The 22800-nt window shown below is 37.4% G+C and carries 22 protein-coding genes and 2 tRNA genes; 9 read left to right on the plus strand and 15 right to left on the minus strand.

Annotated features, from left to right (window positions below):
* Positions 1-272: 272 nt before the first annotated feature.
* From G9H65_RS11350 to G9H65_RS11365, 4 genes are read right to left on the minus strand one after another with little or no spacing between them, the layout of a single operon-like run.
* Positions 273-1115 (minus strand): 3-hydroxyacyl-CoA dehydrogenase, encoded by an 843-nt coding sequence (locus tag G9H65_RS11350; RefSeq protein ID WP_166375462.1) that lies wholly within the window; start codon positions 1113-1115, stop codon positions 273-275.
* 1 nt (position 1116) lies between these two features.
* Complete coding sequence (locus G9H65_RS11355; protein WP_166375463.1) at positions 1117-2142, minus strand: phosphotransferase family protein; 1026 nt, start codon at positions 2140-2142, stop codon at positions 1117-1119.
* Entirely contained in the window at positions 2139-3350 is a 1212-nt protein-coding gene (locus tag G9H65_RS11360; RefSeq protein WP_166375464.1) for an acyl-CoA dehydrogenase family protein, read from the minus strand. The genes G9H65_RS11355 and G9H65_RS11360 overlap by 4 nt, the downstream gene beginning before the upstream one ends.
* Positions 3351-3355: 5 nt before the next feature.
* On the minus strand, positions 3356-4123 hold the full coding sequence (locus G9H65_RS11365; RefSeq protein ID WP_166375465.1) for a glucose 1-dehydrogenase: 768 nt from the start codon (positions 4121-4123) through the stop codon (positions 3356-3358).
* Between the two features lie 111 nt (positions 4124-4234).
* Here G9H65_RS11365 and G9H65_RS11370 point away from each other — a divergent pair, with 111 nt between their 5' ends.
* Positions 4235-5200 (plus strand): zinc-dependent alcohol dehydrogenase family protein, encoded by a 966-nt coding sequence (locus tag G9H65_RS11370; protein WP_166375466.1) that lies wholly within the window; start codon positions 4235-4237, stop codon positions 5198-5200.
* Between the two features lie 113 nt (positions 5201-5313).
* Here the strand turns inward: G9H65_RS11370 and G9H65_RS11375 are convergent, their stop codons facing one another.
* A complete protein-coding gene (locus tag G9H65_RS11375; RefSeq protein WP_166375467.1) occupies positions 5314-6501 on the minus strand; it encodes an alpha/beta hydrolase family protein in 1188 nt (395 codons plus the stop codon).
* Positions 6502-6521: 20 nt separating this feature from the next.
* Positions 6522-6902: an iron chaperone gene (locus G9H65_RS11380; RefSeq protein WP_166375468.1), complete on the minus strand. Its 381-nt coding sequence runs from the start codon at positions 6900-6902 to the stop codon at positions 6522-6524.
* Positions 6903-7562: 660 nt separating this feature from the next.
* Here G9H65_RS11380 and G9H65_RS11385 point away from each other — a divergent pair.
* A complete protein-coding gene (locus tag G9H65_RS11385; RefSeq protein WP_166375469.1) occupies positions 7563-9089 on the plus strand; it encodes an LTA synthase family protein in 1527 nt (508 codons plus the stop codon).
* Here G9H65_RS11385 and G9H65_RS11390 read toward each other — a convergent pair.
* From G9H65_RS11390 to G9H65_RS11405, 4 genes are all read right to left on the minus strand, one after another.
* A complete protein-coding gene (locus G9H65_RS11390) occupies positions 9063-10265 on the minus strand; it encodes a hypothetical protein (RefSeq protein ID WP_166375470.1) in 1203 nt (400 codons plus the stop codon). The two genes, G9H65_RS11385 and G9H65_RS11390, sit on opposite strands and share 27 nt — an antisense overlap.
* A 5-nt stretch (positions 10266-10270) precedes the next feature.
* On the minus strand, positions 10271-11509 hold the full coding sequence (locus tag G9H65_RS11395; RefSeq protein ID WP_166375471.1) for a YaiO family outer membrane beta-barrel protein: 1239 nt from the start codon (positions 11507-11509) through the stop codon (positions 10271-10273).
* Positions 11510-11688: 179 nt separating this feature from the next.
* On the minus strand, positions 11689-12540 hold the full coding sequence (locus G9H65_RS11400) for a ThuA domain-containing protein (RefSeq protein ID WP_166375472.1): 852 nt from the start codon (positions 12538-12540) through the stop codon (positions 11689-11691).
* A gap of 76 nt (positions 12541-12616) precedes the next feature.
* Positions 12617-13990, minus strand: a complete 1374-nt coding sequence (locus tag G9H65_RS11405) for a M20/M25/M40 family metallo-hydrolase (protein WP_166375473.1) — start codon at positions 13988-13990, stop codon at positions 12617-12619.
* 217 nt (positions 13991-14207) lie between these two features.
* Between G9H65_RS11405 and G9H65_RS11410 the strand changes: the two genes are divergently transcribed.
* Genes G9H65_RS11410 through G9H65_RS11420 form a run of 3 tightly spaced genes read left to right on the plus strand, consistent with a single transcriptional unit; the run spans position 14208 to position 17511 of the window.
* Positions 14208-15317, plus strand: coding sequence for an alpha/beta hydrolase family protein (locus G9H65_RS11410; RefSeq protein WP_166375474.1), 1110 nt, complete (start codon positions 14208-14210; stop codon positions 15315-15317).
* Positions 15317-16522, plus strand: coding sequence for an MFS transporter (locus G9H65_RS11415; RefSeq protein WP_166375475.1), 1206 nt, complete (start codon positions 15317-15319; stop codon positions 16520-16522). The genes G9H65_RS11410 and G9H65_RS11415 overlap by 1 nt, the downstream gene beginning before the upstream one ends.
* The gene (locus G9H65_RS11420) at positions 16519-17511 is read left to right on the plus strand and encodes a zinc-dependent alcohol dehydrogenase (RefSeq protein ID WP_166375476.1); all 993 of its coding nucleotides are present in this window, start codon (positions 16519-16521) and stop codon (positions 17509-17511) included. Before G9H65_RS11415 ends, G9H65_RS11420 begins: the two co-directional genes overlap by 4 nt.
* A gap of 47 nt (positions 17512-17558) precedes the next feature.
* Here the strand turns inward: G9H65_RS11420 and G9H65_RS11425 are convergent, their stop codons facing one another.
* Both G9H65_RS11425 and G9H65_RS11430 read right to left on the minus strand, forming a co-directional pair.
* Positions 17559-17771 carry a GDCCVxC domain-containing (seleno)protein gene (locus tag G9H65_RS11425; RefSeq protein ID WP_166375477.1) on the minus strand — a complete coding sequence of 71 codons (213 nt, stop codon included), beginning with the start codon at positions 17769-17771 and terminating at the stop codon, positions 17559-17561.
* 63 nt (positions 17772-17834) lie between these two features.
* Positions 17835-17907: transfer RNA gene (locus G9H65_RS11430), tRNA-Lys, on the minus strand.
* A gap of 134 nt (positions 17908-18041) precedes the next feature.
* Between G9H65_RS11430 and G9H65_RS11435 the strand changes: the two genes are divergently transcribed.
* Positions 18042-18779 carry a hypothetical protein gene (locus G9H65_RS11435; protein ID WP_166375478.1) on the plus strand — a complete coding sequence of 246 codons (738 nt, stop codon included), beginning with the start codon at positions 18042-18044 and terminating at the stop codon, positions 18777-18779.
* On the opposite strand, the gene holA is transcribed toward G9H65_RS11435, so the two are convergent.
* A complete protein-coding gene (gene holA, locus G9H65_RS11440; protein WP_166375479.1) occupies positions 18776-19825 on the minus strand; it encodes a DNA polymerase III subunit delta in 1050 nt (349 codons plus the stop codon). The genes G9H65_RS11435 and holA overlap by 4 nt on opposite strands.
* Positions 19826-19947: 122 nt before the next feature.
* Here holA and G9H65_RS11445 point away from each other — a divergent pair, with 122 nt between their 5' ends.
* On the plus strand, positions 19948-20463 hold the full coding sequence (locus tag G9H65_RS11445; RefSeq protein WP_166375480.1) for an FKBP-type peptidyl-prolyl cis-trans isomerase: 516 nt from the start codon (positions 19948-19950) through the stop codon (positions 20461-20463).
* A gap of 101 nt (positions 20464-20564) precedes the next feature.
* On the opposite strand, the gene G9H65_RS11450 is transcribed toward G9H65_RS11445, so the two are convergent.
* A complete protein-coding gene (locus G9H65_RS11450; protein WP_166375481.1) occupies positions 20565-21032 on the minus strand; it encodes a deoxycytidylate deaminase in 468 nt (155 codons plus the stop codon).
* Between the two features lie 561 nt (positions 21033-21593).
* On the opposite strand from G9H65_RS11450, the gene G9H65_RS11455 reads away from it, so the two are divergent.
* Positions 21594-21881: a GIY-YIG nuclease family protein gene (locus G9H65_RS11455; RefSeq protein WP_166375482.1), complete on the plus strand. Its 288-nt coding sequence runs from the start codon at positions 21594-21596 to the stop codon at positions 21879-21881.
* Positions 21882-22170: 289 nt separating this feature from the next.
* On the opposite strand, the gene G9H65_RS11460 is transcribed toward G9H65_RS11455, so the two are convergent.
* A tRNA-Met gene (locus G9H65_RS11460) sits at positions 22171-22244 on the minus strand.
* 135 nt (positions 22245-22379) lie between these two features.
* Between G9H65_RS11460 and G9H65_RS11465 the strand changes: the two genes are divergently transcribed.
* Positions 22380-22799: an START-like domain-containing protein gene (locus tag G9H65_RS11465; protein WP_235927507.1), complete on the plus strand. Its 420-nt coding sequence runs from the start codon at positions 22380-22382 to the stop codon at positions 22797-22799.
* Position 22800: the final 1 nt, after the last annotated feature.

The following is a 22800-nucleotide window of genomic DNA, read 5'->3' on the forward strand; positions in this document are numbered from 1 at the left end:
AGCTACCATCAATGCTAATACCAAATGGTCAGGAAAAATGTTTGGTTGGAATACGGTTAGAAACGAATTAAATATTTACTTCGCAGATAGATTATTAAACAATGACACAGTTCATTGAGCACTCCCTTATAAACTCAAATGTCAACCTATATCAGGACAAAACACAAGACATTCTTCATTCTACATTCTTCATTCTACATTCTTCATTCTACATTCTACATTCTTCATTCTACATTCTTCATTCTACATTCTTCATTCTACATTCTTCATTCCTAATACCTATAAAACCCTTCCCCCGATTTTTCGCCTAATTTTCCTGCATCTACATAGGTCTTCAATAGGGCAGCAAAGGATTTTGAATGGGCGTCAGGTAATTGGTGAGTGACATGCCAAGCCGTATCTAGGCCAATGGAATCCAAAATGGCAAAAGGACCCATGGGAACATGAAAATTCACCATCCATGATTTATCAATATCCTCAATGGTTGCCACCTCATTCACCAACAGTTTTCCAGCTGCTCCTAAGAAAGACAATAACATGGCATTAAAAATATATCCATGATTCTCTTTTTTGAGAACGACAGGTACCTGTTTTAGCTTTTGACCAAAATCTTGTAATATTTCAATCACCTCTGCATCTGTACCAGGATGAGGCATGATATCCACAATTTTAGAATAAAATACATCATGAAAATGAAAGGCGCAAAAACGACTTGGCCGACCCGTAAATGAAGCTAAAGAGGAGGGAAGTAAATAAGAAGTATTGGTAGTAAATATTGTTTTTTCAGGAGCAATTTGACCCATTCTTGCCCAAACTTGTTGTTTGAGTGCGAGGTCTTCAGTTACCGACTCGGATATGATATCTGCCTCCGCTACTGCCTCCTCATCATCCAAGGTATAGGATAATCTAGTGAATGCTTCGTCGATCGCTAATTGCGTATACAGTTCCGAAGCAATTAATCCTTTCGCTATCTTGGAAATCATCTTTTTGGATATAGTAAAGGATTCCTCTTTGATATCATATACTTTGACCCAATATCCCGACAATGCAGCTTGAAAGGCTATTCGGGTCCCTAAAGTACCTGCACCTAAAATACACACCTGTTTGATTTCCATATTATATCCGATGGGTTAAAATACTTTGAACAGCCAATTTTCCACAAGCTTTAACCACATGAATCAAAGCTGCAAAGCGAGGATCTGGGGCAAAACCTTGGACATGCCTTTGGTAGATTTGTTGGGCTATCACACCCACTTTAAATAATCCGAAAGCATAGTAAAAATGTATCTTATCTAGATTCAATGAACTCCGTTGAGCATAATATTCAATTACCTCTGCACGGGTAAAATTACCCTCGGCATAGGATAAATTGAACATTTTTAAAATTTCAGGATCTTTGGCCTCCGCCCAATAAGCTAAAACCGTACCTAGATCCATTAATGGATCTCCCACAGTAGCCATTTCCCAATCCAACACCGCCTTAATCTCCGGTTGTTCAAAATTCGATAAAACTAAATTATCGTATTTGAAATCATTGTGGATGAATCCTACATGCTCTAGTTCTGGAATATGTTGTTTTAGCCAACTGGCCAGATGGTCCATATCCAAAATTTCCTCTGTCTCTGCCTTGGAATATCGATCCGACCAACCCATCACTTGACGACTTACAAATCCCTCAGGCTTTCCTAAATTTCCCAAACCTGATTTCTCTAATTCCAATTGATGTAATTCCAATAAAACATCCAATGAAATAGCAGAAAGTTGTTTAAAAAAATGAGGCGATAGATGATGCCCTTCCGGCATTATATTGCGTAAAATAGGACCCTCTACATGTTCCATGATGAAAAAGGGTGCATCCCAAATGCTCTCGTCCTCACAACAGAGAATAGGTTTAGGTATTTTCTGATATCCTGCTCTTTCTAAGGCTTCCAAAATTCTAAATTCTCTGGCCATATCATGCGCTTTGGATATTTTCTTTCCCAAAGGTGGCCTCCGCAAAACCCATTTTTTACCTGGGGCTTCTAATCCATAGGTCAAATTTGAGAAACCACCTTTAAATGGTTTTAATTGAATTTCTAATGCAGAAACCTGTAAATGGTCCGACAAATATTCCAATAAAGTTGGATTGCTTACATTAATCATCTAGCGCTGTAGGATTGAATGATTCGCTTCGCTAAAACCGTTTTATGAACTTCATCGGGTCCGTCATAAATTTTGGCTCCTCGCTCATGACGGTACCAAAATGACAAAAGCGTATCGTCCGTAATTCCTAAAGCTCCATGTACTTGAATCGCCTTATCTATCACCCGCATCAACACATTGGAAACATAAAATTTGATAGTAGATATATCTTCTTTTGCAGCCTTGGCTCCATATTTTTCAATCAAATAGGCTGTTTGCAAAACCATCAATCGAGAGGCTTTAATTTCTGCGGCGCTTTCCGCTATACCATGCTGTATGCTTTGTTGATCCGCCAAAACATGATTTGGGTTCAATTCCCTAGTCATTGCCCTTTTACAAGTCAATTCCAATACCCGTTCACAAATCCCTATCCAACGCATGCAATGATGAATTCTACCTGGACCTAGTCGTTCTTGAGCCAAGGCAAAACCTGATCCTGCTTCACCGATTAAATTTGACTTAGGAACCCGACAATCCTTAAATTCAATTTCACCATGGGATAAATAATCTTCTCCAACATCGCCCATGATAGGAATATTTCGAATCAGGCGATAGCCCGGATTATCTAATGGAACTAAAATCATACTAGCCCGCTGGTAGGGATTGCTATGGTCAGGATCTGTCACGGCCATCACAATAGTAAAATACGCCCCATCCGCAGAGGAAGTAAACCATTTATGTCCATTGATGACATAATCATCTCCAACTAATACGGCACGGGTAGAAAGATGAATGGGGTTACTTCCTGCATGTTCTGGTTCCGTCATGGCGAAACAAGAACGTATTTCCCCTCTTTGTAATGGATGTAGGTATTGGGCTTTCAAGTCTTCCGACGCAAATCGATGCATCAGTTCCATATTGCCAATATCGGGTGCCTGACAATTGAACACATAATGCCCTAAGGGACTTTGACCTAATACTTCTGAAATCGAAGCAAACTCTAATAGACTTAATCCTAATCCACCTTCTTCTACTGAAAGATGCGGAGCAAATAAGCCCAATGATTTCGCTTTTTTTCTTAAATCACCTAACACGGGCAAATGAGCCTTAAATGACCCATAAATAGCACTTTGTTCCAAAGGTCTTAGGTGCTCTTTGACAAATTGTTGATAACGGGGCAAAAGAAGAGCCACTCGTTCAGACGTATATATAGCTGGTATTGATTCCATATCGATTAAATCGTAAATCCGCCATCGGCAGTCAAAACGGTACCCGTGGTATAAGAAGATGCCTCAGAAGCCAAATAAAGTGCCGCTGCGGCTATTTCTTCTGGCTTTCCCACTCTTTTAATGGGTAGGTTTTTCATCATGTGTTTGAGTATATGTTCATTGTCCCAAAGAGCTTCCGAAAACTTCGTCTTGATTAATCCAGGACAAATGGCATTGACTCGGATGCCGTGCTCTCCCCATTCCTTGGCAAATACCTCTGTCATAGAAATTAAGGCCGCTTTACTGACACTATAAATTCCTAAGCCAGCCTCTGGAGATAATCCTCCAATGGAGGAAATATTAATCACTGAAGCGCCATCTGATTTTTTTAAATAAGGAAAGCATATCTTCATCAGTTGAAAAGGAGCTTTTAGATTCACATCTATGATTTTATCAAAGGCTTCTAAGCTGGTATCTTCCACAGGGCCAAAAACAGGATTGGTGGCGGCATTATTGACTACAATATCCAATTGCCCATAAAATTCGATGGTCTGATCGACCAGAGCTTGTAATTCGTCCATGTGCCCCACATGGCAGGCAATAGCCTCCACCGACAATCCTTTTTCTCGGAGTTCTAGAGCCATTTCATCCAAAGATTCTTGCTTTCTACTACTGATAACCACTTTAGCTCCTGCTTGGGCAAAAGCCTCCGCTATACTTAAACCGATGCCTTTGCTAGCACCTGTAATTAAAGCTACTTTTCCTTCCAAAGAAAATAAGGTAAATGGATGCATAAAATATTCATTTGTTAAGAAACAATTTAAGCATTCTAAGCTAGATTTGAATTGGCAATCAACGATTTTTTTTATCTTCCTATTTAATTCCCCATTTAAATCTTCATTAACATGAAACAAGTCATTTTTGAACAAACTGGATTACCGAAAGATGTACTTAAGCTGGTTGATGCTCCCATGCCTGAACCCAAGGCGCATGAAGTTAGAATTCAGGTATTAGCCCGAAACATCAATCCTTCGGATATCATGTTTATTCAAGGATTATATGGAATACAGCCCCAATTACCTTGCAGTGCTGGTTTTGAAGCCATGGGGATCATAGAAACTACGGATAGTACATCTGTTTTTCCAGTTGGCACTCGGGTGATATTTACTACCATAGGGACTTGGAAGGAATATGTTTGTGTCCCTGTCAATGCTGTGATTCCTGTGCCAGCTAACATGAGTAATGAAATGGCTTGTCAGGCATTTGTTAATCCCTTAACGGCCTATGCCATGTTAGAAGCAAGTGGATTGAAAGAAGGCGATCATTTATTGATTACAGCTGGAGCATCTGCTTGGGGTAAATTGGTGATACAAATGGCTAAACAAAAAGGGATTTGGGTAGCTGCAACGGTACGACAAGCCTCACAAAAGATGCATTTATACGATTTAGGAGCAGATTTAGTGATTGATACTGAAAATGAAAAAGTTACACGAATCATCAAGGAACATGCCCCTAATGGGATTCAAGCTGTATTTGATGCAGTCGGAGGGACATTGGCTGCGCAGGCTTTATCCTGTTTAGCTGTAGGAGGGACCCTGTATGTCTTCGGACTGTTAAGCTTGGAAAACATTCCACTCAATTCAGGCCTATTGATATTTAAAGATTTGACCGTTACAGGTTTCTGGCTTAGCAGCTGGATGGAAAATGCTAGTCCTGAAACACGAAAAACAGCCATTAAGACTGTTTTTGAGCACTTGAGTAAAGAAAGTATCCAAGTTGACCTTGCCAGTACCTACCCATTAGAAAATTTCCAAGAAGCTATCCGTGCTTATGAAACTCCGGGGAGGAATGGGAAGGTTCTTTTAATGTAGAATGAAGAATGTAGAATTAATATTTACTATTGACTGAAAAGAATTACATAATGTACCTTTATTCCTGATTCTACATTCTACATTCTACATTCTACATTCTACATTCTACATTCTTACAACATCGACATCACCGCATCATCCCCTTGCAAGGCATTGGCTGGGATAGGATGCTGCGCATTGAAAACGCGTAATTCTTGATTTGTTAAAATCACTGATTTGTTTTCATCCACTTCACCTCTTTTATTTAAAACGAGGTTCATATCCATGCCTAAATGCTTGGCTAAAAATGGATATAAAGCCATGCGTTTATTAACGCCATAATCATGTACATCTTTGGCTAAATGTACATTTTCAACCATGGCTTCTTTTTGAAATAAGGAATAAATATGCTTGAAGTAAGGATATTCTACATGGGGAGTATTCTTCGTCCAATCTGCACCATCAGAAATTAATAACATAGGCCTAGGTGCCGTTAAAGACGCTATTTCCACATTGTTGGTTTGGTAATCTCCCTTCTTGTGGATTGGCATGCCACTTTCGCAATTACATCCTCCAAAGAAATGAGCTGAAACCATCACGCATGGCACAGCTACTTTAATTCTTTTATCGAGAGCAGCCAATAAAAATGTTTGAGTGCCTCCACCTGATTCTCCTGTCATGGCTATACGTTCAGGATCCACTTGAGGTAAATTCAACAAAAAATCCAAAGCTCGAGTACCATTAATGGTTTGTAATTTTAATGATTTCTTGATTTGATGCGAGCACTGTTGAGAATCACCATAACCTAGCATATCATAAGCAAATACGATAGCACCCATGCGGGCAAGCGTAGCACATCTCCTTTGAGTTTGCTCTCTAAATCTTCCTTCTGCTGCACCGTCATGTCCATGAGTACATAATATTCCTGGGTAGCTTTTGCCGGCTACTAATTCAGCAGGACGATAAAGATTGCCAGTTACATAAAAACCAGGAATGCTTTCAAAAGCCACATTTTCAATGGAATATCCATTGTATACTTTTTTACTGTGTATGATAGGAGCAGATTTAGGCGCTGGGGGCATTTTGTTTAACTCCATACCCGCTTTAATTTGCTTAATGATTAGTTCTGAACGCTTATTCCACGCTTTAAGATTAGCTGGTTTATGTTGCTCTAAAAAGGCTTTTCCTTGGGCTTCTGTAAAATAGCCTCCTCGACAAAGTTCGGGTTCATCGATAGCTTTAGCCCACGAGGTTGATGGAAGACAAAATGCCCCAACTGTTAGACTGGCAGATTGTAAAAAATGTCTACGTTTGATGTTCATGGTATAATAGGTTTAAAATTCTATTTTGCTTTATTCATGTTGATTTGGAGTTCCATTTCATGTACACGATACTGGATCATGTCACGAATTAGTTCCTTGGGTAAAGGTTGAGTCATAGGAAATTGTATGGTGCCTTTGGACATGACATATTGCTTAGATTGGTCTTGAAAGGCTTCAATACAGCCAGCATGTGGAAATAAACTTATGTGCTCTTTAAATGCACCAAAATAGGCTACAATTTTACCTTTCCATTTGAAGGCAGGCATATGGTAGGAAATCACTTCAACGGCTTCTGGGATTAATTGCTTCATGATCTTCCTAATCTCATGTAAACGAACATGTTTATCCAAATCTTGAGATTCAATGTACTGGTCAATGGATTGAAAATTGAATTTATCCATGTTTAAATTTTTCCAAAATGTAAAGAAAAAAATAATGCTATCTAGTAAATCTTGAGAATTATCATTTCAAAATAGATTCAAATTGACTTGGGTAATCTATATTTACTTTATTCAATTAAAATCATTAAATATGCAATTTATATGAATTTTCTATTCAAAAAGATAAAAGACCAAAAGTCAAGAGTCGCTGATTACAGCATTTCATTCATACGTTTAACACTAGTTTGGCTACTTTCTATCTTTTTCTTGAGTCTTTTAGAAATCACAATAAATAGCTTAAGTAAACAATTTCCCTCTAAAATATTTCAGGTAATAGCTTTTGCATTTGTTAGTGATTTCAATTTTTGGATTTCCTATCTTTTTAGTTTGTATTTCTTTTATTTATTCATTTCCTATATATCTTTTAGTTTAGCCAATCTACTAGCTAAACTTGGACTCCTCTTATTTTTTGGTCTACAATTGGCTTTAATGGTGTATTTCTACACGACTTCTGTGCCTTTAGGATCTGACTTATTCAGTTATTCGTTGAGAGATATTTTTCTTATAATAAGCGCATCCTCAGGTTTTAGCAACTCCGTTATATTTATATTTTTGGGACTATGGGTATTATTATATATTACAATTCAATTTCTGCCAAAAAGGGTGAAGGTGTCCCCCCGAATGGCCCTATTATTTCCAGCAGTTTCTATATTTTTCTATTTTATTCCAAGTAAATCAACCACGTTTCACCTAGGTTCAGAATATGAAAACAACCTAACTATTAATAAAACTGCCTTTTTTTTATCTGCTAGTGTTGATTATATTTTTCCCTCATTTGATGAAATTGATATCTATGCTGATAGTTATATTGGTGATTATGATGGTATGGATTCTAATAAGAGTCAAACGACCTATCCATTTGAATATGAGTATCCTTTTTATCATAGTAACCAAGCTCCAGATGTATTATCACCATTTTTTCAACCCATAAAAAGTCAACCCAATATTGTCATCATTTTGGTAGAAGGATTGGGGAGTGCGTTTTCAAATGAAGAGGCCTATTTAGGCAGTTTCACTCCATTTTTAGATTCATTGGCTAACAAAAGTCTCTATTGGAAAAACATGCTAAGTGCAGGAGGAAGAACATTTGCCGTTCTTCCCTCCCTCATGAGTTCTATGCCTTTTGGTAAAAATGGTATTTTGGAAATGGCCCCTAATATGCCTAGTCATCTTTCTTTATATAGCATATTAAAAAGAAATGGGTATCAAACTTCTTTTTTTTATGGCGGTAATACTGAATTTGATAACATGAAATCCTATTTAATCAAAAATCATGTTGATCAAATCATAGAAGAAAAATCATTCCCTGATGGATATACCAAATTGCCTGTTACCTCTCAAAATTTCACTTGGGGCTATTCTGACGACCAATTATATCGATTATACTTTGAGAGGAAAAATAAATCAGTTAATAAAAAACCAGAACTTAATGTGATTTTGACCGTCGCTACTCACGATCCATTTCTCATTAAAAATCAAGAAAAATACATTGATATGGCAAAGCTTAGGATTGATAAATTAAGTCTTGGTGCGGAAAAAAAAGCAGAAAACAACAATTTCTTACATCAATATTCCTGTATCATGTATGCTGATGAATCCTTAAAAAAATTCTTTCAGGAATATGCAAAGCGATCTGACTATAACCAAACCATTTTTATTATTACAGGAGATCACCGTATGCCTGAAATACCCATGAGTACCAAGATTGATCGATACCATGTTCCGCTGCTGATTTATTCACCCATGTTAAAGCGAAATGCTCAATTTGCATCTGTATCCACACATTTTGATATTATTCCTAGTGTACTTTCCTTGTTAGGGAAACAAACAAATATAAAACTTCCTAAGGCAGGAAATAGCTGGATGGGAGATGGATTAGATACCTTTAGAGTCTTTAGAAATATTCACCAATTTCCCCTGATGCAAAATAAATCTACCTTAATAGATTTTATCATGAATGAATATCATATGAATGGAAATAGTCTATTCAAAATCACTGAAAATATGGATGAGAGTCCAATTAGTGATGAAATTAAACTAAAACAATTACAAGCAGAATTTAATCGTTTTAAAGAGAAAAATGCAAAAGTCAAACCCGGATTTAAACTAGTTCCAGATTCATTAATCAGTCGATATGGAATTAACTGATGATTTAACATTTAGAAGACTTGCATCATCAAGAATTTGATTCATTAATGGGCGATAAAATTCCCAAAAAAAACTCCTTCTTTCCATAGGATTATTATCATTATAGAATAAAAATTTAAAGGCGTCGATACCCTTAAAATAGGATAGGTTCATTTGAACAGGATTATCGCAAAAATCACCTGAAAAATAATAAAAGGGAGCAAAACCCGATTTGGCTTTTATGACAGCAGGAAATGTTCTTGGAATACCGTATTTCTTCAACTCAGCTAATCCTAAAGCATTGGTTTTTAAAACAAATTGGGATACAACCTCATTCATATGTGTATCAGGTACAATCACATCAAACCAAAATGGATATTTCATCTCCTGGGGCAAACCATATTTTATCTGACCCAATTCCCCACTTTCAATAAATGGAATAGGATTGTTTAAATGATTTTGATCTTCCAAAACAACCACTTGCCCATTTTCCTCATGTACAAAAGCTATTCCCGACTTTTTAAAATTCCATTTGATGGAGTGAGTGGAATTATAATTTTTTATCATCCAAGGAGGTAATTCCAAATTCACAGTTGTATCTAAATTATCAAAAAACCTCGCAGTCCAACCTGACCAGCGCATACCAAACATGGATTCAAATTTTTCTCGATTCTCCTTTGTTGTCGGAGAACCAATCGTATTAAATTCTGCGACTACCAGTTTTTTCTTATTCTTCATCAACTGAAGAAACTCTAAATCTTGTTTACTTAATCCTCCATAAAGCATTCCAAATCCAACAGTCTCACCGACACTTTTGTGATACCACTCTTGTTTATAAATCCCATAGGTATCGGTAAAATAAGTCATAACAGCGTCTTCACTTAATTGCTTTAATTGATTCGATGAAAATCTTTCTAATCCTTTGATTTTAAACTGTTCATTATCTTTAGGAAAAAAACCAAAATAGTCGTGGTCAATTTTATAGAAATCCGAACTTGTTTTAGTCAAGCGCTTTTGATTCAATAACCAAAACAAACTGATATGCTCATTTCCATCCTTGCTTGAGGAAGATTTATCTATGATTACTACATTCCATACGATTTTAGGGGCAAAAAACCATAGGATGAACATGACTAGTGGAATAAGCCAGATTGGGCTAAAAAACCAAAAAATCTTACTCTTTAGTATTTTAGCCATGAGTTCTAAAATCGACGAATATATCCAACACCCAATTCAATGAAATTACCTCTTGTATCTTTTTGATATTCTTGATTGGTCCAACCAGCTTTTAAGTTGATTACATGAAATGATTTAATTGATCGCCGATAAGCCAAGGTCAATCCATTTGATTGAAATTTATATGACGAAGCATTGATTAATACAACATTTCTTTGATCATCTGGGGAAAGTCCAGTACTCAGGCCTAAACTTAAAAAGTCATCTGTTCCACCCACATAATATCGAGTAGTGAAAGTAAATGATTGTCCAACTTGTCCAGATGATGGAGTAAGATAAGTCCTCAAATTAAACCAAAATGATTTGACGTATTTTCCCAAAGAAGCTGTATAAATCCAAGTATTATCCCCGAACTGTAAATAGCGAAATCCAGCCTCTGCTTCATAACTTTTAGGTAAATTAGCATACAGAGAAAATCCAGCCCTAGTCTGTGGAAAAACGCCTAAATTGGGAGAATATCCTGCACTTATATAGGCCATAAATGTATCAGAAAGGCGTGGGTAAGCATCTACTTCATATTGAACACCATGGCTATTAAAACGATTGGCATAATTAATTCTTCCAATTATCGATCCAATGCTTGTTTGTCGACTATAATCTAAACTAGTCAAATGCCAAGGGTCAGCAAATTGCTTATCAAAGGAAACAAAGCCATAATTAACACCAATCCTATTGGCTGAACTATTTTCCCTTATTCTGGCAGCTAATGCACGGGCTTCAGTTTGTTTGGGATGCATATTTATTACCTCCGAAATAACTTGGTCTGCCTCAGCCCATTTATTTAAATCATTGAGAAATTTGGCTTTCAAAATGGCTAATTCTACTGAAGAAGGGAAATAACTTAATCCTTGATTACTTAAAATTAGTGCTTTTTCCGAATTGTCATTCCAAAATTCAAGGTTTGCATAAGCAATATAAACATCCTCTACATCCGCTTTTTGTTGAATAACTTGTTGGAAGACCATTCTAGCACTGTCGATTTGTTTATCCCAAGTGTATAGTCTCCCTAAAAAAATACGAATATCTAAGTAATCTGGAGACTTTTGTATGGCCGATTTGGCTAATTGCTTGGCTAATGTATAATTCTTACTCTCAAATGCGGCAGTTCGAGCTTGGCTATATAATTCCTCTGTATTCTGCGCAAAGGAAGTTAACGAAGAACAAAAAAATATGAAAAATAAAGAAATGTATAATTTTATAGACATACAGGAACGAAAATTGCATTTCTATAAAATTATAAAAAAAAGCGATAAAAAAGTGAATAGGAAGTATTATTAGGGGTTAGGGATTTTTATTAGGGATCCTGGGATTAGGTGGTAGGGATTAGGGGTTAGTTGTTTGGAATGCTCATTGAACGGCTAACTAAACCCCACTAGCTAATAATTTAAAAATTATCATTTACCATTAATTTATCGTCTTTCCCCGTAGAAAAAGCTTTACTGTAATCAATCCCTTGGTGCTGATTAGCAATGTATTTAATGCCTTGTAACAGATGATTTCTATACAATGGGTTCTTATAATCTGTTTTGGCATGTCCTAAGGTAGTTACCCAAACATGCCCTCCTTGGAAATTTTGGTACCAAACTGCTGGAAAATAATCCCCAAAAGTACCTGCATTTTTAAGAATTAAATCCGATTGTTTTTTATCTAAGGTGCTAACATCGTGCATCATTAATACTCGAATGCCTGGATACATTTCTCTCCCAAAATAACATTCATCTTCCTTGGTCCAAACACGAGGAATTCCTTCCATGGATGGATGCTTAGGATCAATATTGATTAAAGAAAATGATTGAAAATTAGCGTGCCATGTGAATGTTTCCCCTACCATCATTTTAAACCAAGCCCACTTTCTTTCCGTACCTGTCACTGAATGAACACCTACAAAACCTCCTCCAGCTTCTATGTAGCGCCTAAATGCCACCCGCTGCTCATCATTGGCAAACACATCATTGTTGGTGCTTGTGAAAATGAGCATGGAATACTTTTTCAAATTAGCCTCCGTAAAAACGCTTGGATCATTTGACACATCTACTGTAAACTTATTTTCGGCCCCCAATTCTTGAATGCTAGCTACTGCAGAAGGAATATTATCATGCACATAGCCTACACCGTTTTTGGTATACACTAAAACCCGACTATTCTTTAATTTATTTTTTTGAGCCCAAACAGGAGAAAGTAGGGTACAAAACACGAAAGCGAGTAACAAAAGGCGATGGTAGAAGGAAATTTTCATATTATTTTTTAATCCATGAACTACGCTTAAAACCCAAATGCACTTCATTTTTACTCAAAATTGAACGATTAAAAAATTATGGATTGGTACCATGCTGGTCTATCAAATAAATAATAGCCGCCATATTAACAGCACCTAAATGTAATTCACGTTTATTCACATTTTCAAATACATCCGTTTTGGCATGGTGTAAATCAAAATACCGTTGACTGTCTGGAATTAAACCTGACAAAACAATCGACGGGTTTACTTTCACCAAAGGCCCAATATCGGCTCCTGTACCTCCTAAAGTCAGTTCACCACCAAAAGGCTTAAACAGGGGAGACCACGTTTGAAATTTCTTCCATTGCTCTTTAGAACAAGTAATTCCAATGGATCGAGGTGTGAATCCTCCTTCATCACTTTCTAAGGCAAAAATATGTTTCTCTTGATTTAATTTCGCTTGATTAGCATATTCATTTCCTCCCCGCATGCCATTTTCTTCATTGGCAAATAAAACAAAGCGTATGGTCCTTTTAGGACGATACTGGATCGCTTTCATGGTTCTAAGAATCTCCATCGTTTGTACGATCCCCGCGCCGTCATCGTGCGCACCTTCATTGATATCCCAACTATCCAAATGACCGCCAACGGTAATGATTTCATCTGGAAACTCGGAACCTTTTAGTTCAGCGACAACATTATTTTCATCCGCATCTGGTAAAAAATAGCCATAGGTTTGTAACTGAACGCGAACGGTCGACTTTTTACTCAATTCATATAGTTCTTTGGCATCTTCAGGCCCTAAAGCTAATGCCGGGATTTTAGGATAAGCCTCATCATAGGCCATACTTCCCGTGTGTGGCTCATTGTCGGTAGCCGTACTCAAAGAATGAATCATAACGCCCACAGCTCCATATTTGGCGGCGCGACTAGGACCTACCCGACGAAAAACACCGGACTCAGCATAAGCTTTAAAAGTTTGGAACTTGGTCGGGTCAAAAACACTATGGAAATAAACAACTTTACCTTTGATATCATCTTTGCGTTTTTCCATTTCGTCAAAACTCGCAAATGCGATCACATCGGCTTCAATTAATCCATTAGAACCCATAGAATTACCCAAGGCGAGGGCTTTCATAGGACGAATTTGTGCTTTCCCATTCAATCCCACGATTGCAGCAAAATCATTTCCTCCACGCTTCCAATTGGGCGTTTTTACTGCTTGAAAATAGACTTTATCTGCTTGAAATTCTTCTAGACTTTTTTTACCCCAAATGGCCGCATTTTGTTGCTGCGGCGATCCAGCTAATCGACCTCCAATTTGTTTAGTTAATTCCCTCAATTTATCATAGGCTTTTCCATGCCTCATGATTTCATCAGCCATTTTCTTAATCGTCAAGCTATCTTGAGAAGATTGGGCATTTGCAAAAAAAGGAACAGTGAAAAGTAAAATAAGTAGTTTGCGCATGGAAGAATTCGTTTGTTGAGATATAAATCTAAAAAACAATCAGGAATAAATTGACCTGCCTTTTTAATTCCAACTTGTGAAATTTTGGTCATGGGTAGACCTCAAGCAATCATTCGTTTACTTTTAGGAATTACAAAAGAAAAATTCGCAGGAAAAAAATAGTAAATTGAAGCGTTAAAAATGGACAAAACCCTTTAAATACCTAATCCTTTCCAACATGAAGTATATTATTTTACTTGCATTAGCCAGTTTTTCACTTTTGGGCCAAATTGAAAAAAAAGATGTTGGACCCTTAAATGGTGGTACTTATCAAATCCTAATACCTAACAATTGGAATAAAAAATTGGTCATGTATGCCCATGGATACCAATTTCAAGGTCAAAAACCTCAAGAAGCCAATGTCGGATTAGAAAAACGATTACAAGTTTTTCTAGACCGTGGTTTTGCCATTGCTGCTTCGGATTATCCTGCGGTAGGCTTTGTGATGCCTGAAGGTATTGATGCGACAGAAGAATTAAGACAAGCATTTATCAAAAACATGGGAAAACCTGATTCTACCTTTATGGTAGGGCATTCCATGGGAGGGGGGATTACTTTGGGAACCATGGAAAATTTTGGTGAAAATTACCATGGGGCTCTTCCATTATGTCCATTAGCTTCTAGACCTTATCTTCAATGTAGGAAGGAATATGATATGTATGCGACTTTCAATGGCCTTTTTCCTGGCATTATACCCAGCCTGAAAGATATATTTGATGTTCATTCACAAGTAGGATATGTCAATCTATCTCAAGCTGGTCCCAAAATTGGTCAGATCATGAAAGCCATCATGGAGAAAGATTCAATCTTGGCTAAAGCCTTTGCCAAAAGATTTGATTTGAAATTAAAAGACCTAGGGGGATCGCTGTTTTTCAATCAAAACGTATTAAGAGATATTGCGGTCAGGTTAGGAGGAAACCCATTTGATAACTTACAAACGGTATATTCTGGTTTTCCAGATGACCTATTGACCAACCAAGTAGCAGAAAGATTAGCCGCTTCAAAAAACCCGAATCAATTATTTTCCCGTTATGATCGTACAGGAAACATCAATAAGCCAGTTTTATTGGTACATACCATTTATGATCAATTAATTCCTCCAAATTATGCTGTGGTGAATTATGAAAACATGGTGCATCAACAACAAAAAGATCAGTTTTTCACCGTTAAATATACCAACGGACAAGCTCATTGCGCCTTTACTCCTCAACAAATGGCTACTTCATTTGATTTATTGAGAAATTGGGCAAAAAATGGCGTGAAACCACAAGGAGGATTTTTAAAATAATGGAGAATCCAATCAAAATACATTCGAATGGCCCCATGTCGGGATTTCAAATTTTAATGGTAGCCCTTTGTTTTTTCATGAATTTCAATGACGGAATAGATGTATTAATCGTATCTTTTTCTAGTTCTGAAATCATTCGAGAGTTTGGTTTATCCAAAACAGAAATGGGCTATATTTTCAGTGCAGGCTTAGCAGGTATGACCTTGGGCTGTTTTTCATTAGCCCCCTTGGCAGACAAATACGGTCGAAGGAAAATCTTTTTAATATCCTTGCTTATGATCAGCCTTGGGATGTTTGGGGTGGCATTTGCACAAGCTTATTTACCTATTTTGGCTTGGCGTTTTTTAACAGGATTGGGCATAGGAGGTATTTTACCTACCATAGCTACTACTGCGGCAGAATATTCCAACGATAAATACCGAGATTTTAATGTAGGCATAATTCAGGCAGGATGGCCCATTGGAGCCATTTTAACGGGCCTCATTTGTGCTGATTTAATTCCGATCAAAGGATGGCATTATGCCTTCTTTCTTGCAGGTTGTTTTTCAGCCATGATGACCATTTTGGTGTTCTTTGTCATGCAAGATTCAGAAGAATTTCAAACAAAAAAAATAGAAGAACAAGGGGTCAAAGTATTGTTAACAGAAGAATTAAAACCCAATACTTGGCGACTCTGGTTAGCTGCCTTTTTTGGCTTTATGACCTTGTACACCGTGATGAGTTGGGTTCCTACCATAGCCAAAGATTCAGGAATGCCTTTTGAATTAGCAACTTATGTGGGTATTTCACTTAATATTGGCGCAGCTATAGGCTCTTCGTCCATTGGTGCTTTGGGTTCCAAATTTGGATTGAAGAAAACTCATTTTATTTATATGCTTGCGGCCTTTATTGTTATGCAATTATATGCTTTTTTACCTTTAAATACAGTCATCATATTCGTATTAGTGATGTTTATTGGTGTATTTGCTCAAGGCGGATTCAACGGAATTTGGCCTATCTTATCCCGTATTTATCCCACTTCCATTCGTGCTACGGGAGTTGGGTATACGGTGGGTATTGGTCGATTAGGCGCCATTTTAGGCCCTGCTGTCTTCGGAATTTTAGCGGATAATCAAGTGAGCAATACCGTATTGTTTGTTTTATTTTCTTTACCACTATTGGTGATGGGTTTCATTATTCGAACCTTACCTTCCAACAAATTATGAAAGCAGTCGTCTTAGAAAAACCGAATTATATTCAAGTACAAAATCTGGAAAAACCAGTTCCTAAAGCGAATGAAATACTGATTCGTTTGAAGTCAACAGGGATTTGTGGGTCTGATGTGCATTTATTCTTAGGCGATCGATTATTGCCTGTACCTACGGTATTGGGTCATGAAGGACTAGGAAATGTTGAGGCTATCGGATCTCAGGTTAGAGGTTTTCAGATAGGTCAAAGAGTCGTTATAGAGCCCAATATTCCCTGCGGTTCATGTCGTTTTTGTCAAAAGGGCAGAGGAAATATTTGTCCAAATAAACAAGTCATAGGAGTTAATTCCCCCGGTTGTTTTGCAGAATACATCTGTTTGGACGCTGATTTTTGTTGGAAATTACCTGATTCCATTTCGGATGAAGATGCGGTGTGCATTGAACCTTTGGCAGTTGCTGTACATGCTTTGAAAGTAAGTTCTGTTAGCTCAAAAGGCCCTATAGCCATATTTGGATTAGGAGCTATTGGTTTATTGTTATGTCAATTAGCGCTGACAAAAGGCTACCAAGTTTGGGTAAAAGACTTAAATGAAGACAAACAAAGCTTGGCTGTTGCCATGGGAGCAGGCATATTGCCTGCAGAAGGATTGGAATCATTTTTATATGATCAAGAAGTGGCAGCTATATTTGATTGTGTCGGTGTAGCTAAGGCCACCAATTTAATCTTAGAAACTGCACCTAGAGGCTCAGAGATCATCTTAGTTGGACTAGCCAATGAATCAGCACAGTTTGTACCTTTAAAAATCGCGAGAGAAGGAATTTCCATTTTACCTTCTATCATTTACGATCATCCCAACGACTTTGCAGAAACCATTGACTTGATAGCAAAGGATAAAATTCATCCGGGTCAAATTATTTCTGGCCGTTTTCCTTTGGATAGGATAGAGGAAGCTATGGCTTTGGCTGTGAGTGGAATAGCTACGAAGATTGTTTTGGATATAGAATAAGGATTAAATCTTCCATCAATTACCATTTCAGGTTATTTTCGAAGGAGTTAACAGCAATTCATTCCTTGTTGGATGGGAGGACATAAAACAGTTCCATAGCTACAAAACACAGAGCAATCTCCTGACTTAGGTTTTAATCGTTCTCCACAAAAAGTACAAGCATTGAAATATTGACAGGCATTTTCTGGCATGATTTCAGGAGCCTGTTTGGCAAAATGCGGGCAAGTGATGGTGGATTCTAACAAGAAGGCTTGAAGCATATTTGTTTGATTAGCCCAAAACAAAAAAACCTTGCCAAATTGACAAGGTTTCTTAATTAGAAGTGATCCCGCTGGGATTCGAACCCAGGACCCATACATTAAAAGTGTATTGCTCTACCAACTGAGCTACGGAATCATCAAGCTTACGCTTGTATATTAATTGACCCACTCTGGAGTCGAAATGAAGTTTAGCCACTGGCCAACTTCTGTTTGCAAAAGTAGAACATTTTCCCCTTATTGCGGTGCAAAACTAGTACGGTTTTTCGAATTATGCAAGTCTACCATCTAAATAAAATTATATTTTTTGCACTTTTTTCTTTCTGTATTTGGCAACCTGCTTATAGCCAAATAGATAGAAATCAATTGACCCTGGCAGATTCTCTGTTTAAAAGCAATCGATTGTTGGAAGCAGAAAAAATTTATTTGCCCATCGTTGAAACCCAACGCAGCGAAAATGAAACTATCCGATTAAAATTAGCCTACATCGCCAAAGCCAAAAATGATTGGTTACAAGAATTATATTATTTATCCAGTTTACAAGCGGAGCAAGATCGACCGGCAATTGCCAAACGCTTGCAAGAAATAGGGGATAGGCAAGGTTTATCTGGTTTTCAAATCAATCTCATGGACCAGTTTCTTTGGATTTATTTTACTTATTTCCCATATCTGATGGGATTTTTGTTTGCTTTGGCCTTCTACGTAGTTGGTATTCTAAGCTTCAAAAAAGTCAAAAAGATGAAGATCAAAGCTTATAGCTTGTATTATCTAGGGTTTTACCTATTATTTTTAGCTTGGTTCGCCAATTTTCCTGCTTTGCTTCAATACGGCATAATTACCAAGGAAAAAGCCTATTTGAGAGATTTTGCCTCATCTGCAGCACCTGTTAAACAAATGCTAAAAAAAGGAAATCGAATTATCCACTGGCAGAAAAAGGATATCTGGGTAAACTGCTATTTCGAAGGAGAATTGGGTTATGTGAAAGCAGATGATTACTTACCAATCAACTAAAGATTAAAAATCTCGAAACTCAAGTCGAGAATGATTTCTCGCTCTTTGTCACTGTTTCCTATCACACCTTTTATTCGTAAATCGGCATTTTTAATGGCTTCTATGATACGAACGACCTTTCCTAGAGGGTAATTACGTTTAGCCAGAGTGTAATCCTTGACAAAGTAAGGATTGACTCCAATGGCGCTGGCCATTTCTCCCTCGGAGATTGCTCCCAAATCATGAACTTGTAAAACCTTGGCAAAGAAATTAAATAACATGATCAACATGGGTGCCGCAGGGTTCTGTTTAGTATTATCTGCAAAATAAAAGGCAATTTTCTGACCCTTTTCGCTATTTCGCTGAATGATGGCTTTTTGAAATTCAAAGTAATTATATTCTCTACTGATCCCAATGTACTTTTCAACTTCATCTAGGCCTATTTCTTTGCCTTGTGGGACGTTCACGATCAACTTATCGGCCTCATGTGCCATTCTCTTCAAATCTGTCCCTACAAAGGAAACCATTAATTCTTGGGCATTCGCCTGGATATGCAAAGAATGAGAACCCAAATAATCTTTTAACCAAACTCCAAGACGATCTTCAGAAATTTTCTTCGAAGCTACAACCACCCCCTTTTTATCTAGAGGCGCTAAAATTTTGGATTTATCCGTCAATAATGTTTTGAGTGTAAAAACGAGGATGGTTGAATCCGTTGGTCTTTCACAATAGTCTACCCAAGCTTTCCAATCGGAATTCCCTTTGTCTTTGGCATCTGTTTTCCCTTTGGCCATCGCTTCTAAAAAGACGGCTTCTTTCACAATAATAACTTGTTTGTCCGACATCATGGGAAATCTTCGAGCATAGGATATTACCTCACCTAAAGATTGGTCTTTGCCATACATGACAAACTGATTAAAACTCTGCTGATCTGGACTCAACACCTTATTTTCAAAAGCATCCACCACTTGATCTATAAAAAATGGTTCATCTCCATGTATCAGGTATACAGGTGCCATTTTTTGTTGTTTGATGTCTTTTAATACGTCTTGAGCACTTTTTTGCATGGAAATCTTGGAATTTAAATCGAATTACAAAGCTAATCAAAAGCTTTTGATCCAAAAATATTAATCAAGGAGCATCAAGCTTTACAAATTAATCCCGTAGGTTTGCTGCAAAATAGAACAATATGCAGATTAAACCGAACTCCGTTGTATTCATTTCTTACCAATTATCCTTCCCAAATGAAGAAGGTGAGCCAGAAGTGGTAGAAATTGTCGACGAAAATGAACCTATGGTATTCATCCATGGATTAAGTGGATTGCCTGAGGCTTTTGAAAATAATTTAAATGGCCTTTCCGTAAACGATACCTTTGATTTTACCATTCAGGCGGAAGACGCTTATGGTGTCGTTGACCCAAATGCTATTATAGAATTACCGAAATCCATCTTTCAAATTGAAGGCCAAGATACCAGTGATATGTTGAAAGTTGGGAACTTCATCCCCATGACGGACGACCAAGGAAACCGCATGCAAGGTATGGTGGTACAAGTAGGTACTGAAAATATTACCATGGATTTCAATCATCCATTGGCAGAAAAGGACTTAATGTTTAGTGGAAAAGTAATTAAAGTGAGAGAAGCTACTGCTGAAGAAATTGCTCATGGCCATGTTCATGGTGAAGGTGGGGTTCATCATCATTAATTAAAAATGAAGAATGTAGAATTAAGAATTAAGAATTTTTATAGTTCCCAAAATTCATTCTACATTCTTCATTCTTCATTCTTCATTCTACATTCTACATTCTATTGCAACTCCATTTCAGCATAAGCCATCACTTCTACGCCAAATTTGCGTAAAAAGTCTACACCTTCATCGGAAGGAAGTCCTTTATAGGCAGCATAAGAATTTAGGTAGATTACTCGCTTAATTTTCATGCTATAAATGATTCTGGCGCAGGAAATACAAGGGGATAGGGTCACATAAATCGTTGAACCTTCCACATCAGCACCATTTTTGGAGGCATACAAAATCGCATTTTGTTCAGCGTGTAAAGCCAGAGAACAAGAACCCTTGGAATCTCTTGGGCAACCCACTTCACCAAATTCATCATCGCAGTTGTGAGTACCAGCAGGTGGACCATTATAACCTATGGATATAATTCGAGTTTCTTTGGTGAGAACACAACCTACTTGGGCTCGGGTACAATGCGATCTCAAAGCTAGGTTTTGAGCTAATTCCATGAAAATCGCATCGAATGGTGGTTTATTCATAAAGGCTAAAGAATCGGTGAAGCAAATTGACCACAAATATCCAATTAATTTTTCATTTGAATAGTAGTGGGCCTACTTTATATATTTTCTGTTAATATATCAAATTAGGGGATTTTCCATTTAAAAGTGCCTTCGAGGGAATCAGGCAATTAAGGCATTTCAACGAAATTAAGGTTTCAAATGTGCCTTCGAGAGCCTCAGGCACCAGTAGCACCACTAAATGTCTAAGATCATGCAAGTGCCTTCGAGAGCCTCAGGCACCTTTGGTATATAGCTGGTAACTGAGGTTCTTGAATTTAACTAAAGTACTCGAAGGTGGCTGAGGCTCTTGAAGCCACCGCATGAAAAAAAAATTTATCCCGAATTCTCAATAGTTATCCGAGACTATTTAGGTTTGAAAAGCGCCCTTCCAAAGATGCCTTCGAGAGCCTCAGGCACCTTTGGTATATAGCTGGTAACTGAGGTTCTCGAAGCCACCTTGCAACTAATTGATAATTTTAATCTCGAGCAAAAACAAAAAATCCATTTTATTAATTTTCCAATAAACCTAACCGAATTAACATGAATGGATACATGTATATTTTAAAATGTTGTGATGACAGCTTTTATTGTGGTAGCACAATTAACCTTCTAAAAAGAGTCAAACAACACCAAAAGGGTAAAGGTGCGAATCACACAAAAAATAGGTTACCAATCACCTTAGTTTATTTTGAAATTTTCCCAAGTATTTATTTGGCATTTCAGCGTGAAAAACAAATTCAAAAATGGAGAAGAGACAAAAAAGAAGCACTCATTAAAGGAGAGACAAACATACTACCTGAACTAGCAATTGCATTTCGGGATATATAACAACAGGTGCCTTCGAGAGCCTCAGGCACCTTTGGTATATAGCTGGTAACTGAGGTTCTTGAATTTAACTAAAGTACTCGAAGGTGACTGAGGCTCTCGAAGCCACCGCATGAAAAAAAAATTTATCCCGAATTCTCAATAGTTATCCGAGTCTATTTAGGTTTGAAAAGCGCCCTTCCAAAGATGCCTTCGAGAGCCTCAGGCACCTTTGGTATATAGTTGGTGGCTGAAGTTCTCAAAGCCACCACAAATAAAAAAAGACAAATCTTTCGACTTGTCTTTCTAATTGTAGCGGGGAGCAGAATCGAACTGCCGACCTTTGGGTTATGAATCCAACGCTCTAACCATCTGAGCTACCCCGCCAAATTGCGTTGCAAAGGTAGCAGAAAGCGATTAGAGTCACAAATAATTTCTTAATATTGATTAATTTTGTGGCAGATTTGGGATTTAGCTTAGAAATAATACCTTTGCTAATAGCGGGTTAGAATCACGTGTGTCATGCCTAATCCATTAATAGATAAAAATATGCCAGCAAACAATTTTGAGTTTGAATACGAGGTAAAAGCCTCACCAAAAGTACTTTACACTTATTTAAGTACCGCTTCAGGACTTCAACAGTGGTTTGCAGATAAAGTCACGGTTCCCAATGCGAGCACCTTTCACTTTTACTGGGATGACGAAAATCATCCTGCCGTATTAGTTCAAAGTAAATTAAATAAATTTGTTCGATTCGAGTTTTTAAATCCCAAAGATGAAAGTTCCAAAGGGTTTATCGAACTCAAGTTGGAGGTTAGTGAACTTTCCAATACCACCTATTTAAAAGTGACCGATCGTGCATCAACTTTTAAATCAGACGATGATGCTGCCGAACTTTGGGATTATCTTTGCGATAAATTAAAAGAAATCGTCGGGAGCTAAT

It is taken from the genome of Aquirufa ecclesiirivi (assembly GCF_011250515.1).
GTDB lineage: Bacteria > Bacteroidota > Bacteroidia > Cytophagales > Spirosomataceae > Aquirufa > Aquirufa ecclesiirivi.

Excerpts from the sequence above, each read along its gene's own strand:
- G9H65_RS11350 (WP_166375462.1), bottom strand. The coding sequence starts at position 1,115 with ATGGAAATCAAACAGGTGTGTATTTTAGGTGCAGGTACTTTAGGGACC.
- G9H65_RS11355 (WP_166375463.1), bottom strand. The coding sequence starts at position 2,142 with ATGATTAATGTAAGCAATCCAACTTTATTGGAATATTTGTCGGACCAT.
- G9H65_RS11360 (WP_166375464.1), bottom strand. The coding sequence starts at position 3,350 with ATGGAATCAATACCAGCTATATATACGTCTGAACGAGTGGCTCTTCTT.
- G9H65_RS11365 (WP_166375465.1), bottom strand. The coding sequence starts at position 4,123 with ATGCATCCATTTACCTTATTTTCTTTGGAAGGAAAAGTAGCTTTAATT.
- G9H65_RS11370 (WP_166375466.1), top strand. The coding sequence starts at position 4,235 with ATGAAACAAGTCATTTTTGAACAAACTGGATTACCGAAAGATGTACTT.
- G9H65_RS11375 (WP_166375467.1), bottom strand. The coding sequence starts at position 6,501 with ATGAACATCAAACGTAGACATTTTTTACAATCTGCCAGTCTAACAGTT.
- G9H65_RS11380 (WP_166375468.1), bottom strand. The coding sequence starts at position 6,902 with ATGGATAAATTCAATTTTCAATCCATTGACCAGTACATTGAATCTCAA.
- G9H65_RS11385 (WP_166375469.1), top strand. The coding sequence starts at position 7,563 with ATGGCCCTATTATTTCCAGCAGTTTCTATATTTTTCTATTTTATTCCA.
- G9H65_RS11390 (WP_166375470.1), bottom strand. The coding sequence starts at position 10,265 with ATGGCTAAAATACTAAAGAGTAAGATTTTTTGGTTTTTTAGCCCAATC.
- G9H65_RS11395 (WP_166375471.1), bottom strand. The coding sequence starts at position 11,509 with ATGTCTATAAAATTATACATTTCTTTATTTTTCATATTTTTTTGTTCT.
- G9H65_RS11400 (WP_166375472.1), bottom strand. The coding sequence starts at position 12,540 with ATGAAAATTTCCTTCTACCATCGCCTTTTGTTACTCGCTTTCGTGTTT.
- G9H65_RS11405 (WP_166375473.1), bottom strand. The coding sequence starts at position 13,990 with ATGCGCAAACTACTTATTTTACTTTTCACTGTTCCTTTTTTTGCAAAT.
- G9H65_RS11410 (WP_166375474.1), top strand. The coding sequence starts at position 14,208 with ATGAAGTATATTATTTTACTTGCATTAGCCAGTTTTTCACTTTTGGGC.
- G9H65_RS11415 (WP_166375475.1), top strand. The coding sequence starts at position 15,317 with ATGGAGAATCCAATCAAAATACATTCGAATGGCCCCATGTCGGGATTT.
- G9H65_RS11420 (WP_166375476.1), top strand. The coding sequence starts at position 16,519 with ATGAAAGCAGTCGTCTTAGAAAAACCGAATTATATTCAAGTACAAAAT.
- G9H65_RS11425 (WP_166375477.1), bottom strand. The coding sequence starts at position 17,771 with ATGCTTCAAGCCTTCTTGTTAGAATCCACCATCACTTGCCCGCATTTT.
- G9H65_RS11435 (WP_166375478.1), top strand. The coding sequence starts at position 18,042 with ATGCAAGTCTACCATCTAAATAAAATTATATTTTTTGCACTTTTTTCT.
- holA (WP_166375479.1), bottom strand. The coding sequence starts at position 19,825 with ATGCAAAAAAGTGCTCAAGACGTATTAAAAGACATCAAACAACAAAAA.
- G9H65_RS11445 (WP_166375480.1), top strand. The coding sequence starts at position 19,948 with ATGCAGATTAAACCGAACTCCGTTGTATTCATTTCTTACCAATTATCC.
- G9H65_RS11450 (WP_166375481.1), bottom strand. The coding sequence starts at position 21,032 with ATGAATAAACCACCATTCGATGCGATTTTCATGGAATTAGCTCAAAAC.
- G9H65_RS11455 (WP_166375482.1), top strand. The coding sequence starts at position 21,594 with ATGAATGGATACATGTATATTTTAAAATGTTGTGATGACAGCTTTTAT.
- G9H65_RS11465 (WP_235927507.1), top strand. The coding sequence starts at position 22,380 with ATGCCTAATCCATTAATAGATAAAAATATGCCAGCAAACAATTTTGAG.